Source organism: Deminuibacter soli (genome assembly GCF_003412455.1).
Taxonomy (GTDB): domain Bacteria; phylum Bacteroidota; class Bacteroidia; order Chitinophagales; family Chitinophagaceae; genus Deminuibacter; species Deminuibacter soli.
Window position 1 is genome coordinate 111,569 of the sequence record NZ_QTJU01000010.1, and the last position, 15,938, is coordinate 127,506.

General features: G+C 47.2%; 16 protein-coding genes. 8 read left to right on the forward strand and 8 right to left on the reverse strand.

The window, feature by feature from the left end; translation table 11 throughout:
- Positions 1–35: 35 nt before the first annotated feature.
- Complete coding sequence (locus tag DXN05_RS20710; protein WP_116849207.1) at positions 36–341, forward strand: YgaP family membrane protein; 306 nt, start codon at positions 36–38, stop codon at positions 339–341.
- Positions 342–408: 67 nt separating this feature from the next.
- On the opposite strand, the gene DXN05_RS20715 is transcribed toward DXN05_RS20710, so the two are convergent.
- Positions 409–834: a hypothetical protein gene (locus DXN05_RS20715; RefSeq protein ID WP_116849208.1), complete on the reverse strand. Its 426-nt coding sequence runs from the start codon at positions 832–834 to the stop codon at positions 409–411.
- Between the two features lie 654 nt (positions 835–1,488).
- On the opposite strand from DXN05_RS20715, the gene DXN05_RS20720 reads away from it, so the two are divergent.
- Entirely contained in the window at positions 1,489–1,755 is a 267-nt protein-coding gene (locus tag DXN05_RS20720) for a hypothetical protein (protein ID WP_116849209.1), read from the forward strand.
- 112 nt (positions 1,756–1,867) lie between these two features.
- Here the strand turns inward: DXN05_RS20720 and ligD are convergent, their stop codons facing one another.
- Positions 1,868–4,621, reverse strand: a complete 2,754-nt coding sequence (gene ligD, locus DXN05_RS20725; protein ID WP_245975265.1) for a DNA ligase D — start codon at positions 4,619–4,621, stop codon at positions 1,868–1,870.
- Between the two features lie 608 nt (positions 4,622–5,229).
- Positions 5,230–5,868 carry a TetR/AcrR family transcriptional regulator gene (locus DXN05_RS20730; protein ID WP_158559375.1) on the reverse strand — a complete coding sequence of 213 codons (639 nt, stop codon included), beginning with the start codon at positions 5,866–5,868 and terminating at the stop codon, positions 5,230–5,232.
- 312 nt (positions 5,869–6,180) lie between these two features.
- Between DXN05_RS20730 and DXN05_RS20735 the strand changes: the two genes are divergently transcribed.
- The 5 genes from DXN05_RS20735 (at position 6,181) to DXN05_RS20755 (ending at position 11,499) form a co-directional block, all read left to right on the forward strand.
- Entirely contained in the window at positions 6,181–6,798 is a 618-nt protein-coding gene (locus DXN05_RS20735; RefSeq protein WP_116849211.1) for a TetR/AcrR family transcriptional regulator, read from the forward strand.
- Positions 6,799–6,824: 26 nt separating this feature from the next.
- Complete coding sequence (locus tag DXN05_RS20740) at positions 6,825–7,883, forward strand: HlyD family secretion protein (protein ID WP_116849212.1); 1,059 nt, start codon at positions 6,825–6,827, stop codon at positions 7,881–7,883.
- 4 nt (positions 7,884–7,887) lie between these two features.
- On the forward strand, positions 7,888–9,468 hold the full coding sequence (locus DXN05_RS20745) for a DHA2 family efflux MFS transporter permease subunit (protein WP_116849213.1): 1,581 nt from the start codon (positions 7,888–7,890) through the stop codon (positions 9,466–9,468).
- A gap of 56 nt (positions 9,469–9,524) precedes the next feature.
- Positions 9,525–10,820, forward strand: coding sequence for a TolC family protein (locus tag DXN05_RS20750; RefSeq protein WP_116849214.1), 1,296 nt, complete (start codon positions 9,525–9,527; stop codon positions 10,818–10,820).
- 205 nt (positions 10,821–11,025) lie between these two features.
- Complete coding sequence (locus DXN05_RS20755; protein WP_158559377.1) at positions 11,026–11,499, forward strand: response regulator; 474 nt, start codon at positions 11,026–11,028, stop codon at positions 11,497–11,499.
- A 36-nt stretch (positions 11,500–11,535) separates the two neighbouring features.
- On the opposite strand, the gene DXN05_RS20760 is transcribed toward DXN05_RS20755, so the two are convergent.
- Positions 11,536–11,781, reverse strand: a complete 246-nt coding sequence (locus DXN05_RS20760) for a hypothetical protein (protein ID WP_116849216.1) — start codon at positions 11,779–11,781, stop codon at positions 11,536–11,538.
- Between the two features lie 92 nt (positions 11,782–11,873).
- Here DXN05_RS20760 and DXN05_RS20765 point away from each other — a divergent pair, with 92 nt between their 5' ends.
- Positions 11,874–12,335, forward strand: a complete 462-nt coding sequence (locus DXN05_RS20765) for a DUF4126 family protein (RefSeq protein ID WP_116849217.1) — start codon at positions 11,874–11,876, stop codon at positions 12,333–12,335.
- Positions 12,336–12,430: 95 nt separating this feature from the next.
- Here DXN05_RS20765 and DXN05_RS20770 read toward each other — a convergent pair whose 3' ends face one another.
- The 4 genes from DXN05_RS20770 to DXN05_RS20785 form a co-directional block, all read right to left on the reverse strand.
- The gene (locus DXN05_RS20770) at positions 12,431–13,003 is read right to left on the reverse strand and encodes an IS1096 element passenger TnpR family protein (RefSeq protein ID WP_116849218.1); all 573 of its coding nucleotides are present in this window, start codon (positions 13,001–13,003) and stop codon (positions 12,431–12,433) included.
- A gap of 72 nt (positions 13,004–13,075) precedes the next feature.
- Positions 13,076–14,494, reverse strand: a complete 1,419-nt coding sequence (locus DXN05_RS20775; protein WP_116849219.1) for a CCA tRNA nucleotidyltransferase — start codon at positions 14,492–14,494, stop codon at positions 13,076–13,078.
- A gap of 106 nt (positions 14,495–14,600) precedes the next feature.
- Complete coding sequence (locus DXN05_RS20780) at positions 14,601–15,062, reverse strand: OsmC family protein (RefSeq protein ID WP_116849220.1); 462 nt, start codon at positions 15,060–15,062, stop codon at positions 14,601–14,603.
- Between the two features lie 55 nt (positions 15,063–15,117).
- Positions 15,118–15,900 carry a helix-turn-helix transcriptional regulator gene (locus tag DXN05_RS20785; RefSeq protein WP_116849221.1) on the reverse strand — a complete coding sequence of 261 codons (783 nt, stop codon included), beginning with the start codon at positions 15,898–15,900 and terminating at the stop codon, positions 15,118–15,120.
- Positions 15,901–15,938 lie beyond the last annotated feature (38 nt).

A 15,938-nucleotide genomic window follows, 5' to 3' on the forward strand; every position in this document is an offset into this window, starting at 1 on the left:
GGCTTTTTGAACCATCTAAGATAAAATGATGACCTATGGCTGAAAATATCTTCACAGCACCGCAACCCGGTTCAAACCGGTTGTACGAAACATTGAGCCAGCTGAATGTGAGCAATCCTTCGCGGATAATTTCCGGCATTGCCGGCACCTTTTTGCTAAGCGTGGTGTACAAACACACGCCCAAGCTTACGTTGCTGGCAGGCGGTTACCTGCTTTACCGGGCATTATCGGGCAACTGCCCTATCTCATCCCTGCTTGCCAAAGCACAACAGCGGCATGCTGCCGATGCCGGGCATATTGAAAAACAATCTGCAGCCGCTGTTGCTTCAGCTGATATATAGCCACAAAAAAAAGACCATGACAAAAGCCATGGTCTTTTTAACTCAAATCGTTTAACCTAAAAAATTATTATAATTTGGTTACCACTACGTCTTCTACCACTTTAGTGTTGCTGTTAACAACGAAAGCTTTTTCGATTTCCTGGTTACCTGTACGGATGATAAAGCGTGGGTGAATTTCGCTGTCTTCTTTCATCAGTTTCACTGTTTTGTTGAAATGAGCGTCTGCGAATTGACCTTTGTAGATAATGTCACCTGCGTCGTCTTTTACGATCAAAGTGAATTTCTGCGCTGTAGGGTTTTCGAAAGCTACGCGGAAAGTTACGCTGTTGTCAACGCTGTTAGCGTATTCAATAGAAACCTGGTTTTCGCTGCGTGCTTCTTCCACTTTTTTCTCTTTACCGTTCGCTTTGCTTGCTGTTGCGCCACATACCAGTACTACTGTTGCGAAAGCGATACCCATGATTTTTGCTGCTGCTGTACGAATTGATTTCATATCTTGATATATTTTTTAAATGCCTGATGATACAATGTTGTCGAAAAATATATTTCAGATGGAGTGGCAATCTTTGTGACTGATTCGTGTGAAGTGATCCGTTAATCAATCATCATGACACAAAAGTACACCGCTGCAACAGGCAGTACAAGACAAGTTTTGATGGATTTTATTATTCCAAACCTGTTAAAGAAATGCAGAGCCCTTGCTGGCAAAGGATTTCAGGTTTCACACCTCATGATGCCCAAGGCAAAATATGACTGAAAAAGAAATAAACAAACAAGTGTTTGTTAATACCCTACCAAACAAGGCGGCTTTTACACATTACTTCGTAAAAGCCGCGTGTGGCGGGCATTTCAGCCTCTTCAACATTTTTTATTTTTAGTTGGAATCCTGCCGCAGACCACTTCCCGTTTTCCCTTCATTTTCATTGGAACTATCCGGTAAATCTTCCGGTTGCAGCCCCTCAACAGGCTTTTTGTCCGGCTTTTGCCTGGGCTTTCTGCAACTACCGAAAACCAATACAGCAAAGGATTTTATGTGCTTCTTTTCACCAGTTCACAGTAAGTTTTTCCCCAATAGCCAGGCGGGCGTTACACAGGTAGCTCAAATGATCAGCTTGCATACTTCTTGTGTTGGTTATTGTAAAAAAACATGGGCAACTTTACCAATATCATCAATGAACAAGCGCATCCCCGCCTGTCAAAGACCGAACAGTTGATTGCAGCAATGGCGGGCTTTATCTTAATTGCAGCGGGCGTTCGTAACCTGCGCAAAGACAATCAGCGTGGCTATGCAGAGTTATTGTGCGGCGCTTACTTACTATTTAAAGGAGCCAGCGGTCACGCACCTTTCAGAAAAGAAACTCTGCAATCGGTTGCAAATGAAACAGCAGATGCGACTTTAGATATAACCGTATAAGAACAAAAGCATCCTCACCTCATCTTCGCTCCGGTGATCCCACTTAAATACTTGCTAAGCGTTCATCGCAACGTGTCGATGTCTCGATTGCCGATGTTTTCCCACTCACGGCTCACGATGCCGCTTTCATCTGCTGCAGCAACTTCGCCAGTTGTATGCCTTTGCCCAGCACAGGTTTAAACAAATCGCCTACACTATTAATGCGCGCAAGCGTATTGCGTATCGTAAATTTTGAAGGCAGTAGTCCCTTCTTCACTTCCAGCCAGTCAAGCGGTGTACTCACCGTAGCGCCCGGTTTGGGCCGCAGGGAGTAAGGCGCTGCAATAGTTTGAATGGTGCGGTTCTGCAGGTAATCGAGATAGAGTTTGCCCTTGCGTTTGGCCGGACTTCTTTCGAGGCTCGTAAAATCCGGTATGCGGTCATGCGTTAGTGTAACAATCAATTGTGCCAGCATCCTGGATTGATCATAACTATACCTTGCACCCAGCGGAATATAAATATGCATACCCGATGCACCGGATGTTTTGGGATAAGCCGTGATATTAAAATCATCCAGCACCGCCTTTACCGCCAGTGCCGCAGCAACCACCTGGTCATACGTATTGTTGTCATCCGGGTCAAGGTCAATCACGCACCAGTCGGGGTTATCCGGCTTTTGCACACGGCTGTGCCATGGATTCATTTCAATACAGCCCAGGGTGGCAATGTACAACAGGCTGGCTTCATCGGTACATACCAGGAACTGTTTTTCCAGGCCATCCGATTCACTCACATAAGGGAATGTAGTAATCCAGTCAGGCACCTTGCCCGTTACATCTTTCTGGTAAAAGCTGGGGCCTTCAATGCCATCCGGTGTACGGTTCAGCGATTGCGGCCTGTTTTTCATGTAAGGCAGCATATAAGGCATCACAGCGCCATAGTAGTTCAGCATGTCCCGCTTGGTAATGCCATCTTTCGGCCAGTACAATTTATCCAGGTGTTTTACTGCCAGCTCATGTTTGTTTACTTTCAGCACTGTTTCCTTGTTGCTGGCTGCAATCATCTGCGGCATAGCAGCCGCCTTTCGGGATGCAGTACGTGTTACAGGCGCTGCTTTGGTGCTGCTGCTTTTAACAGAGGCAGACTTCTTCGCTGCTGCCGTTGGTGCAGCAGCGTTGGTGGTTTTCTTTGTTTTCACATGTAATAGTTTTTCGTTTTTTTCAGTGCGGGCAGTCTTGTCTTCACGCAGGCCCATAAAAATGGGGTGGCGCAGACTTTTATCAGCTGTCCACTCCGTGTATTTTACTTCGCATACCAGTTTGGGCTTAAGCCAGGTAACCGGCATATTGGTTTTAGGTACCTTTGCTAAAGGAGGTTTGTTTGTAATCAATGGCTGAAACAACTGGTACAGGTAAGCAAGGTCTTTATCATTGATACCCGATCCGCTGTGACCTATGTACACCAGCTTGTTGCCTGCATATTTTCCCAGCACCACTGCACCAAAATGTTTGCGGCTATTGCGGGGTTTGGTAAACCCGCAAATGATGGCTTCTGTAAATTGTTCATTCTTTACCTTCAGCCAGCTACTGCTGCGCGCACCGATATCATAAGTACTATTGCCATCTTTGGCCATCACACCTTCCAGTCCTTTCTCCAATGCTGCTTTAAAAAAGGCTTTACCCTCACCCGTTATATGATCGCTGAAACGAATTACCGCATCTTCTTCCGGCAACAGGGATCGCAATATTTCCTTTCGTTCGAGCAAAGGCAGCTGTGTATAATCCCTGCCGTTGTACCAAAGCACATCAAACACCTGGTACAGCAAATGCGCCTTTGCACCATGTTTCAGGTAGCCCTGCAAAGCCTGGAAATCAGGATTACCGGTATTGTTCACTGCTACAATTTCACCATCCAGCACTACGTCGCCGGGAAAAGATTTGAGGGATGCAGTAACAGGCGCGAATTTCTCTGTAAACGACAGGTTATTGCGCGACAGCAGCTGTACCTTGCCCTTGCGCACATAAGCCACAGCGCGGTACCCATCCCACTTTATTTCATACAGCCAGTCTGCATGGTCAAATGGCTGGTCTACCCGTGTGGCCAGCATGGGCTTTATTTGTTCCGGGAAAGCAGTGCGGGTTCCTTTTTTGAGTAAGGCTGTAATTGCAGCAGCAGTATTGTGAGGCGCTTTCTTTTTTAAGGCAGTTACAGCCGGCTGCGTGGCTGCTTTCATTACTGTATTTGCCACTTGTTTGGGAGAAGCCGCTTTTTTGCGGTTGCTTGTCCACAGGTGTTGTGGTGACTTTGCCACTCCGGCAAGATTTTTACCGCTCAGTACCGATTTATCTTTAAGGGTTATATCATCCGTTGTCGCATACTTATCCTGCAGCTTCATCAGCAGCCAGGCATTTTCGCCCCTGCCGCCAGACTTCACCAGGGCAAAGCTGCCTTTCAGTTTATGACCATGCAGTACAAATTTTAGTCTGCCTGCATTCAGCTCCTGCAGCAATAGTTTTTCCTGCGCTTTTTTGGTGCCGGTCTTTTTATCAGGTGTAGGCTCATAAGTGCCTTCATCCCACACAATCACCGTACCTGCACCGTAATTGCCTTCCGGTATTACGCCTTCAAAATCACGGTAGTCGTAAGGATGGTCTTCCACCATCATAGCCAGTCTTTTTACATCAGGGTCTGTCGACGGCCCTTTAGGTACAGCCCAGCTTTTCAGCACACCTTCCATCTCCAGCCTGAAATCATAATGCAGGTGCGAGGCAGCATGTTGCTGAATCACAAACCGCAATCCCGTTTCCTGCCTGTTCACACGCCCCTTCGGCTCCGGCGTAGCCTTAAAACTGCGTTTCTGATGATACCTGGTTAAACTCATGTCCATTACCACGCAAAGAATGTGCTAGCCCAGCACAAACAGCGCAATCACCAGGAGAGCCAAAGTTCAAAAAGTTCATGCGTTCAAAAGTTCAAACCCCAACTTTACACATTGAACAATTGAACATCTGAACCCCTGGAGAGCCAGGTTCAAAAAAGTTCATACGTTCAAAAGTTCAAGGCTCAACTTTACACACTGAACAATTGAACATCTGAATCCCTGGAGAGCCAGGTTCAAAAAAGTTCATACGTTCAAAAGTTCAAGGCTCAACTTTACACATTGAACAATTGAACATTTGAACCCCTGGAGAGCCAGGTTCAAAAAAGTTCATACGTTCAAAAGTTCAAGGCTCAACTTTACACATTGAACATTTGAACATTTGAACCCCTGGAGAGCCAGGTTCAAAAAAGTTCATACGTTCAAAAGTTCAAGCCTCAACTTTACACATTGAACAATTGAACATCTGAACCCCTGGAGAGCCAGGTTCAAAAAAGTTCATACGTTCAAAAGTTCAAGGCTCAACTTTACACATTGAACAATTGAACAATTGAACTATTGAACCATTGAACTATTGAAGTTCAAGCCTCAACGTTAAACATTAAACTTTCAAACAATCAAACATTCAAACTTCCCTCACCCATCTCCAGCATCGCCTTCACCCAGCGCGCAATCCATGCCTTGCGTTCGAGCACCTGGTTGTGAAAGCTCACCTTTTCTTCTCCCTGCACCAGGAAAATATAGTTCGTGGCAAATGGGAAAATGGTGAGTGCGTATACGTTCAGGATAAATTGTGTTGGCTCCATGTGTGCATACAGCGGGTTGCGGGCCATGGCTTCGGTCAGCTGCTGCATAAAATAGGTTTGTTTAATGGCCTGGCTCAAACTTAACCGGTGCAGCAGCGAGGGGTTATGCCGTATTTCATTCACCAGGAAAAGGTACAAACCCGGTTCTTCCAGCATCAGGTCAATATAATTGCTCGCAAAAGCAGTAATCTTATCTTCCAGCGAAGTGGCGCGATCGTCGAGGTTCTCCTTCAGGCCGGCAATAAAACTCGCAAAACTCTCCACCATCACCGTTTCAAACAGGTTTTCCTTGCTGCGGAAATAGTAATTCAGCATCGACAGGTTGATATTGGCCTCACCGGCAATATCCCGGGTGCGGGTGGCCGCATATCCCTTTTCTATAAATATGCGCCGGGCGGCGCGTTTGATTTTTTCTTCGGTATTGGCTTCAGTCATCGGCTTTGTAGGCATGGGTGTACAGTTAAATGCAAAATAGCAACATTGCGGCATTTATCCTTCCCGGCACCAGCCACACCAACATCGTCAGGCCACCTCGACCGGCCGGGTAAGCTTTCCCTGTAGGTAGCGTACGCTTGCCATAGCGCACAATTGTTCAACTGGCACCCTTTCTGTCCGCAGGTTGAAAAAAAATCTTTCCAAATAAGAAATTAAAAATCAATCAATTGACATAATCCGCCCTTTTAGCTAGCCAAATTAATCAAACAATCATTTGATTGATTCAAACGTTTGTTTAACTTTGCGACGTCATCAATCTATTTCACCATGCATACGGATAAGCGGGAGATCATTATAGATGCAGCCATCGAGCTTTTTGCCATAAAAGGTTTTGAAGGCAGCTCTATCCGTGAAATAGCCCAGTCTGCCGGCGTTAACCTGGCTATGATTAACTACTATTTCGGGTCGAAGGAAAAGCTGTTTGAACAGATCATTTTGCACAAGGCCCATACTATCCGCTCTTCGATAGATGAAATATTGAACAACGTCCTGCTCAGTCACCGGGATAAGCTGGAACAGCTGCTGTATATGCACGTGGAAAGACTGTTTGCCAACCGTCATTTTCACCGCGTAATTCACCAGGAGCTGATGCTCAGCAAACGCACACACCTCCAGGATATGATCGTGAGCAGCCTCGCTCCCAACAGCCTGGCCGTGAAAAACCTGATCAGGGAGGGCATTCAGAAAGGGGATTTTAAAGACGCAGATGTAGACCTGCTGGTGGCCACTTTCTTCGGCACCGTGAACTACCTCGTTTCTTCCCGCAGGTTCTGCAACCGCATGTTAAACCGCGACGACGCTTACATACCATATGAAGATGAACAGTTCAGGCACCGTGTAAAAGCGCACCTGCGTGCCATGGTGCAAACCAATTTGATCAAATAAAAAGTACACACATACAAATACGCGTTATGGAAGCGAATCAACATCATCAACACGAAGCAAAGAAAAAGAAATCACCGGTTAGACTGGCAGTGATCGCTGTTCTGGTTATTGCAGGCGGCTTCTACGGATTCAAGAAAATTTCCTTCGCACTGGCCCACGAATCAACAGACAATGCGCAGGTTGAAACACAGTTAACCCCTGTATTACCCAGGGTATCGGGCTATGTAAAAACCATTGCAGTGAATGACTACGACAGTGTAAAAGCCGGCCAGTTGCTGGTTGAGCTGGACACCGACGAACTGCAAACACAATTGCTGCAGATGGAAGCAGACGTTAAAGCTTCTGAAGCAGACATTGCCAACGCAAAAGCATCGCTCAACAGCACCATGGTTTCACTGGGTGTTAACCACGGCGATATTGACCTTAATAAGGTAAAAGCACAACAGGCGCTGGAAGATTACAACCGTAACAAAAACCTGTTTGCAGACCAGGCGATCACCAAAAAACAACTCGATGACAGCCGTTTTGCGTACGAAAAGGCACAACAGGAAGTAAGCAACAGCCAAACCGGGCTTGGCAGCGCCGAAAGCCGCATCTCTGTTATCAAAGCCAGCATCACCAAGGCAGAAGCCGCACTGGATGCGAAAAAAGCAACCATTGAACAGCAGAAGCTCAAAATATCCTACTCTAAAATTTATGCGCCTGCTGCCGGTAAAATAGGCAAAAGAAACATTACCGCAGGCCAGTTTGTACAGGCAGGCACTCCCCTGTTTTCTATTGTAAACGATACTACCTACTGGGTGGTAGCTAACTTCAAGGAAACACAGATCAAGAAATTTCATGAAGGCATGGAAGTAGATATGGAACTGGATGCTTACCCCGGTCAGCCTATTGCCGGTACCATTACCAGCCTTAGTGAAGCAACAGGAGCAAGATTCTCTTTATTACCTCCCGATAACGCCAGCGGCAATTTTGTAAAAGTAACCCAGCGTGTACCCGTTAAGATTGCGATCAAGGATATAGAACAATACCGCCGCATACTGCGCGCAGGTTTAAGCGTGGACGTGAATGTACCGATAAACTAAAGATATGTCAGTTAAAGGATTTGCTAGAGCAATCATCGTGGTTACCACGGTTACTGCGGCTATCATGGAACTGATTGACACGTCGATTGTGAACGTGGCGATCAGTGACATGGCCGGCGGACTGGGGGTTAGCATTGATGATATCAGCTGGGTGATTACGTCTTACGGCATTGCCAACGTAATCATCATCCCGCTTACCGGGTTTATGGCTGAGTTATTTGGACGAAAAAATTATTACATAGCCTCCATGATCTTGTTTACAGTGACCTCGTACATGTGTGCACAGTCAACAGGGCTGGTTGAAATTATTATCTGGCGCTTTATGCAGGGTTTGGGCGGCGGTGCGTTGCTGAGTACATCGCAGGGCATTTTGTTCGATGCATTTGAACCCGAAGAGCGCCCCATTGCATCCGGTTTGTTTGGTATGGGTGTGGTACTTGGCCCAACGCTGGGGCCCACATTGGGTGGTTACCTCATCGAGCACTCCAGCTGGCCTTCCATCTTCCTCATCAACATTCCCATCGGTATTATCGCCACTATCCTGGCTTACGCCTACGTGCCTAAAAAACCGAACGAGGGTAAAAACAGGAAGAATGTACACATCGATTATACAGGCATCTTACTGCTCATGGCCGGCATCGGGTGTTTGCAGTATGTACTGGAACGCGGTGAAACAGAAGACTGGTTTGCCAGTACCAATATCCGCATCTGCAGTGCCATTGCCGTAGTGGGCGTTATCCTGTTTATACTGTGGGAGCTGAAGCAGAAGAACCCGGCTGTAAAAATAAGTGTATTGGGTAACCGCAACCTTGCTACCACGGCCACCTTCACCTTCATCGCAGGTATCGGGTTAAATACTTCGGTGTTTGTATACCCGCTGCTGGCACAAAGAGTACTGGGCTTTACGGCCTACGAAACAGGCGTATCGCTGCTTCCACCAAGTTTAATCACCATTGTATTAATGCCGGTGATGGGTAAAATATTGGCCAAAGGCGTATCGCCCATTCCGTTTGTGGTCATCGGCTTTCTCATGTTTGGTTTGTACCAGTACCAGTCTTCACTGGTAAGTCCCGATGTAGGCAAATGGGATTTCTTCATCCCGCTTTGTATACGCTCTATCGGTATTTCGTGCATGATGCTGCCGCTGACCAACCAGGCAGTAGCAGGCTTGCAGCCAAAGGATTACGGTTCGGGTATTGCGCTCAACAACATGCTGCGGCAGCTGGGTGGTGCCGTAGGCATTGCACTCGCCAACATTTATGTACGCCAGCAATACTTCCAGCACCGTAACGACCTGGTAGGCGCTGTTCCCGCTAATTCAACCAAACTGATAGACCAGGTGAACACGCTTTCCAAAGGCTTGGCCGCCAAAACTGGCGACCTCGTAACTGCCACCCACCAGGCCTATGGTATTATCGATGCTAAAATAGAAACACAATCATACTACCTGGCTTACATGGATACATTCAGGCTTATCGCGATTTTCTTTATCGCAGCATTGCCCTTTGTATTCCTGTTAAAGGTGAAGAAAAAAAGCAAGGCAGAACTGGCAGCCGAAAAAGAAGCCATGGCCGAGGCGCATTAATACCCGTTACGCCTGGCAGCAGGTACACAGGTTTTGATTATTAGAAAAGATAAACAATGAAAAAGTTACTGATACTCTCCACCGCTGTTTTACTCGCACATGCCGGCTTTGCGCAGGTACAGGTGAACAGCGAACTGAAAGGACTGATTAACCAGTCGTTCGGTTATTTCCCCAAACTGAAGGAAGCTGAAAACAGCGTCACCACTGCATCGCAGAAGGTTGATATTGCAGGTATACGTGTGCCTGAAATCACTGCAGATGCCGGTTACAATTATGTAAAACCGAAAATCGTACTGCCCTTCCCCATCGGCCCCAATGGCGAGCTGGAAGATTTCCAGTTTGCACCGGTGCATAACGTAGATGCAAGCGTAAACGCCAGTTACCAGCTGGTTGATTTCGGCCGCATTAAAATGAATGTAGAGAAAGCAAAGACCGATCTGCAGTATGCAAAAGACAATGTAGCCTATGCACGCACACAGCTGGCATACCAGGTATCGAACATTTACTACAACCTGGTTTATTTCCAGAAAGCCATCAGCATACAGGACAGCGTGCTGAACTTTTTAAACGAGAACAAACGCGTGGTAGAAAGCAAGCTGAAAAACGGTGATGCCATTAAAATTGACCTGCTGAACATACAGGCCAACATTGATGCAGAGCAGAACACCAAAATAACCCTGCAAAACCAGCTGCAGAAACAGTTTAACCTGTTAAGTTATACCACCGGCATACAACAGAGCAGCGGCAGCGCATTTGACTTCGATATTGCACAGCGCGATGCAGCCGCAGCCCTTACACAGGCGCAAACACAGAACCTGGAATTTACCCTGGCCAATGATAAAATTAAACAGGCCGAAAGTGATGTAAACGTGGCCAAACTGGGCGATAAACCCACCATTAACCTGAACGCCAGCAGCGGCTGGAAAAACGGGTACGTGCCTGAAGTAAACAATATCCGCTTCAATTATGCGGCAGGCATCAGCCTGAACATTCCTATTTACAATGGCGGTAAAAAGAACAAGCAGGTAAAACTGGCGCAGAATATTGTAAGGCAAAACCAGCTGGCCGTTGAAACACTGAACAACACCACGCATAAAGACATTATGCAGGCCCTCACCGATATTCACACCAACGAACAGAGCATTGAACATACATACACCCAGATAGAACAAACACGCGCAGCAGAACAAATTGCGGCCAGCCGCTTTTTGAACGGTGCAGGCACCAACCTGGACCTCACCAATGCAAGCGCCAACTTTCAGCGGGCTTTATTAACACAGCTGCAGTACCAATACCAGCTGTGTATGGCTAAGATTGAACTGGCGAGATTAATGGGCTACCAGTATTGGTAATCAGCATCGGCCGGACAAATACGACAGACAGGAGATGATTCAAGGGACACGGGGTGCTGAAAGGCGCCCCGTTGTTGTTTTACTACAGCAGAAATCGCCTGAATTGGGGAAAATTGCCACATACGAAGCCTGGTTTACATTGATAAAATTGTGGACTATTGTTTGTATCCAGAAAGGAAAGAATTGTGTAACAATACCAGCAAGCATGCCGATTAAAATAGTTGTAGTAGAAGATGATATTGATGACCGTTTGTTTATCAGCGGTGCATTGGAAGAAACCGGGGAAATTGATATTGTGGGTTTTGCGGAAAACTTCGATGAGTTAGCCGATATACTGAACCACCAGCGCACCCTGCCCGACGGTATTTTATGCGATATACGCCTGCCGGGAAGCACAGGCTGGGAAATGAGCGAAAAATGCAAACACATTCCCGCTTTTGAGCAGGTACCCTTTGTATTGATGTCTGGCACTATGCCCAGTTATTATAAAACAGAAGCCGCTGCACCCAATATTGCAGCCTATATTGTAAAACCTTCCCTGTTGCAGGAATACAGGCAGTTTAAACAGCAGATACTGGATGCCATCCAGCAGTACAAAATGGCCCGCAGCACAGGCTGGCGCAACTGGGCTCCCCGTTTGTTCAACGGCAGGCAGCACAATAATTTCCAGGATATATAATATTTCAATTTCAACGCACGCATTTGCGAATGGCGTTTATAATGAATTGTTATAACGTTCAATCAGTTTGCCCAATGTTTCGGCCATGGGTGTTTCGCCTTTGTAGGCTTCGTGCCAGGATTCATTTTTAAGATGATCGGCAATCAGGTATATTTCCTTCTCTCCCTCGGGCAAATGCACCACAAACCGCATCTGGTCTGTATCACATTTCGATTCTACTTTTACCATTGCTTCATTGTACAGGATATCAAAGTTTGCAGGCAGGTTTTCACAAATTATCATGGCGAATCGTTTTTTACAACCCCGGCAAGTACGGTGCCAACCGGGTATGCTGCACTGGCATGTTTTTTTCACTTCATACATAAACCATTCATATGAAACCACCACTGGCCAAAGCCCTGGCAATGGGCATTATTGCAGGCATGCGCGCATTTTCGGCCCCTGCCGCCCTTTGTTATGCCATGAAGGGTAAAAAAGATCCCAACAGCAAGCTGGTACACTTTTTCTGTTCGTCCAGGACCGCCATTGCCTTTACTGCACTGGCCGCAGGCGAAATGTGCGGCGACAAAATACCCGGCATACCCAACCGCACCGATGCCCCGGGCCTGGCAGGCCGCGCCGTTGCCGGCGGTATAGCAGGCGCCACTTTATACACAGCCGCAGGCCAAAAAGCATTCACCGGCGCCCTGATTGGCGGCGCAGCAGCAATAGCAGCCACTTTTGCCAGTTTTTACCTGCGTAAGGCCATTGGTGAAAACTGCCGCGTGCCCGATGCAGCCTGCGGGCTGGCAGAAGACGCCCTCGTAGTAACTACCGCAGCCCTCACCGCAAAATAAAAAAGCAGGCAATAAAAACTGCCTGCTCTATTCAATTATGTCAATCGTGAATTGTATAAACCATACAACCATCCAGTTATAGAACCAGCTGGTGACTATTCCTCATGGTCTTCTCCCAGTTCCTCATCCATGCCATCATCGTCACTCTCATCATCACTATCGCTGTCGCCCTCGGTACCAAAACCTTCGGCGCCCTTGTTGAGGTCGTATTTCTCTTCGATGTCTACAAATTTATCGCCCAGCAGGCTTTTGGTGCCGTATTGCTGCGGCCCGATGCCTTCTACACGGATAATAGCGGGGTAAGTAATGCGCGTGCTTACATCTTTTGAAACATTGATCAGCTCTACCAGGAAAGTCCAGTTGCGTACAAAATCATACACGTACACAAATTTCTGGTTGGGATCAATGATTTCACTGCCAATCATGGTATCCACCATCAGCAGGGGTTCGGCGCGGTAAGGCTTATCGTATTTTTGTATGCTTATTTCACGGCCACGCTGCCAGCTGTCGTTGCTGCGGTAAAAGGTTGCTGCATGTTTGTTGTCAAACTCATACGCCTTCAGGATTGCGAAATGCAGCTCCATGAAGTTCTGCGTATGCAGGATCGAAATATCACGATAAACAGCATCGTCTTCTTCAAAATACACTCTGAACTTTAGTACGGCCATTAGTTTCTGATCAATTATTGCTCTAAAATATGGATAACAGTCGAAAAAAAAAATATACCGTTCACCCGCCGGTTATTGTAACGGTTTAAGGTTGAGTGCGGCAGCCTGTTCTACCATGTACGCATGCGCTGCCTCATAGTTGTTGGCAATTACCCCATCGAGTATCGCCTCCCTGATCGCATCTTTGATAATTCCCACCTGTTTGCCGGGTGTTAATCCAAAGGTCTGCATAATAATCTCGCCTGTTATCGGCGGTTGCCAGTTGCGTATGCGGTCGCTCTCTTCCACCTGCTCCAGCCTTGCTGCTACCAGTTCGTAATTCTGCAGAAAGCGGCGCACTTTGTATTTATTCTTGCTGGTAATATCAGCCTTGCACAATATCATCAGCGCTTCTATGTCTTCGCCCGCATCAAACAGCAGGCGGCGAATGGCGCTGTCGGTGATGTTCTCTTTTGTTAAACTGATAGGCCGCAAATGCAACTCGACCAGTTTCTGCACAAAACGCATTTTCTCATTCATGGGCAGTTTCAGCCGGCTGAATATTTTCGGTACCATCCTGCCCCCCACCACTTCATGGCCATGGAAAGTCCACCCATGGCCTTCCTCGAAACGTTTCGTTGGCGGCTTACCGATATCGTGCAGCAGTGCAGCCCAGCGCAACCACAGGTCGTTACTGTGTTCGGCCACATTGTCAATTACCTGCAGGGTATGGTAAAAATTGTCTTTATGCCCCATCCCGTCAATATACTCAGCCCCCTGCAAATCCACCATTTGCGGGAAAATGATTTGCAGCAGGCCGCTTTTATACAACAAATCCCAGCCCAGAGATGGTTTTGGGCTGAGCATTATTTTGTTCAGTTCATCAGTAATGCGTTCCTGCGATACTATTTTAATACGCTGCGCATTGTTGCAGATAGAGGTAAACGTGGCTTCTGCAATGGTAAAGTTGAGTTGCGTGGCAAAACGGATGGCCCGCATCATGCGCAGCGGGTCGTCGCTGAAAGTTTGGTCGGGCGCCAGCGGGGTTTGTATAATTTTCGCCTCAATATCCCCCAAGCCGTTGAATGGATCGATAAGGGTACCGTAATTTTCCCTGTTCAAACTGATTGCCAGCGCGTTGATGGTAAAATCGCGGCGGTTCTGGTCATCTTCCAGTGAACCGGGTGCTACCTCGGGTTTGCGGCTGTCGCGGCTGTAGCTTTCTTTGCGCGCGCCTACAAACTCCACTTCCAGGTCGGACAATTTGATTTGAGCGGTACCAAAAGTTTTGAAAAAAGCGACTGTGGGCACGGGGTTAAAGCGGTTGGCCACTGCATGGGCCAGCTCAATGCCATCGCCCAGGCAAACAATATCTGCATCTTTTGTAGGGCGGCCAATGATTTTATCACGCACAAAACCTCCAATCAGGTAGCTGGCTACCCCCAACTCCTGGCTCGCCGTCGCAATTTTTTTAAAAAGAAACAGTTCCCTGTCCGTACACTTAATATCCATCGCCGCAAAGATAAGGCAAACACCGCTCGTGTAGTACCCACCACTATCCCGATCCATATCCAATGTGACAAGCGCCCGTTTCTATCCGCTCTCACCTTAGTACATTTCAAATTATTACCGCTTCATGACTTACCGGGAAGTTCACCGAATTGGCAATAAAACATTTGTGGTGGGCCACTTCATGCAGTTGTAAGGCTTTTTCCGTCATATGCCCTTCTGCCACCGTCACTTTCGGGTGCAGTATTACGCCCGTAAAACGCCCGCTGCCATTGGCATCCTCCTGCATGGTGCCGGTGGCTGCATCGGTATAGGCAGTAACCACAACCCCTGCTACTGCACATTCGTGCAGGTACCAAAGCATATGGCAGGCAGACAACGAAATCAGCAACATTTCTTCGGGATTATACCTGGTTTTGTCACCCAGGAAAGCGGGATCAGATGAGCCGGGAATTTCCGGTTTGCCGGGCACCTGTATGGTGTGGTTGCGGCTGTAAGCCTTGTAACCAGAGGTGCCGGAGCCCTGGTTGCCTGTCCATTCAATGCCTGCGGTATACTGGTGTGTATGCATATTTGTTTTTGTGCAAAATTATCCTGCAACCGGCATGCTGCTTTGTAAAATAATGCTATTCTGCCAGGTAGCTGCCCGGGGTTAGTCCCCACATTTTTTTAAAGGAATGATGAAAATGGCTCTGATCAAAAAAGCCCGCTTCCTGTGCAGCGGCCGCTATTTCCAGGCGCTGGTTTAATAACCTGCGTCCTGCATCCATACGCTTCATATGCAGAAAAGCATGTACAGTTAAACCCATGCATTTTTTAAATACACGCTGAAAATGCGATACACTCATAAAACAGGAGGCGGCCAGTTCGTTTATGGATAGTTTGCGGTACAGCTCTTTTTCCATAAGGCTAAGCGCCGGCAGCAAACGTTCATCGCTGTGCTGGTTTCCTTTTGTATAAGCTGCAAATTGCAACAGGCAATCTGCTACCTGCTGCATGCCTGTTTGCACAAGCGTTGCATCTGCGGTATGTTTCAGTTGCGTATGCAGTTTCGCTAATTCAGTATATGCCTGCGGTGTACAAACAACAGAGCGGTTAAACAAAGGAACGGCACAGTTAGTATGTGCAAAAGCATGAACAGGTAAAAAGAACACGCTGTACGTCCACCCCGGTTCGGCTGCTGCATAATTGCAATGCGGCTCCAGGGGATTTACCACGAGCACTTCACCTGCATTTACCTGCAGCTGCAGCCGGTTAAAATCATACACCGCTGCACCTGCATGCACCATTACCACGGTGTAGGTTTCATGATAATGCCAGGGAAAGCATTGTTGGGTAAAAGCCCCTTCAAAACATTCCAGTCCTGCTGCTTCATGTGGCACATGGTATTTTGCAAATTCCTGTTGCATGCATGTTGCTTGAAAAGTAAAGATAGAAAAACAGCGGA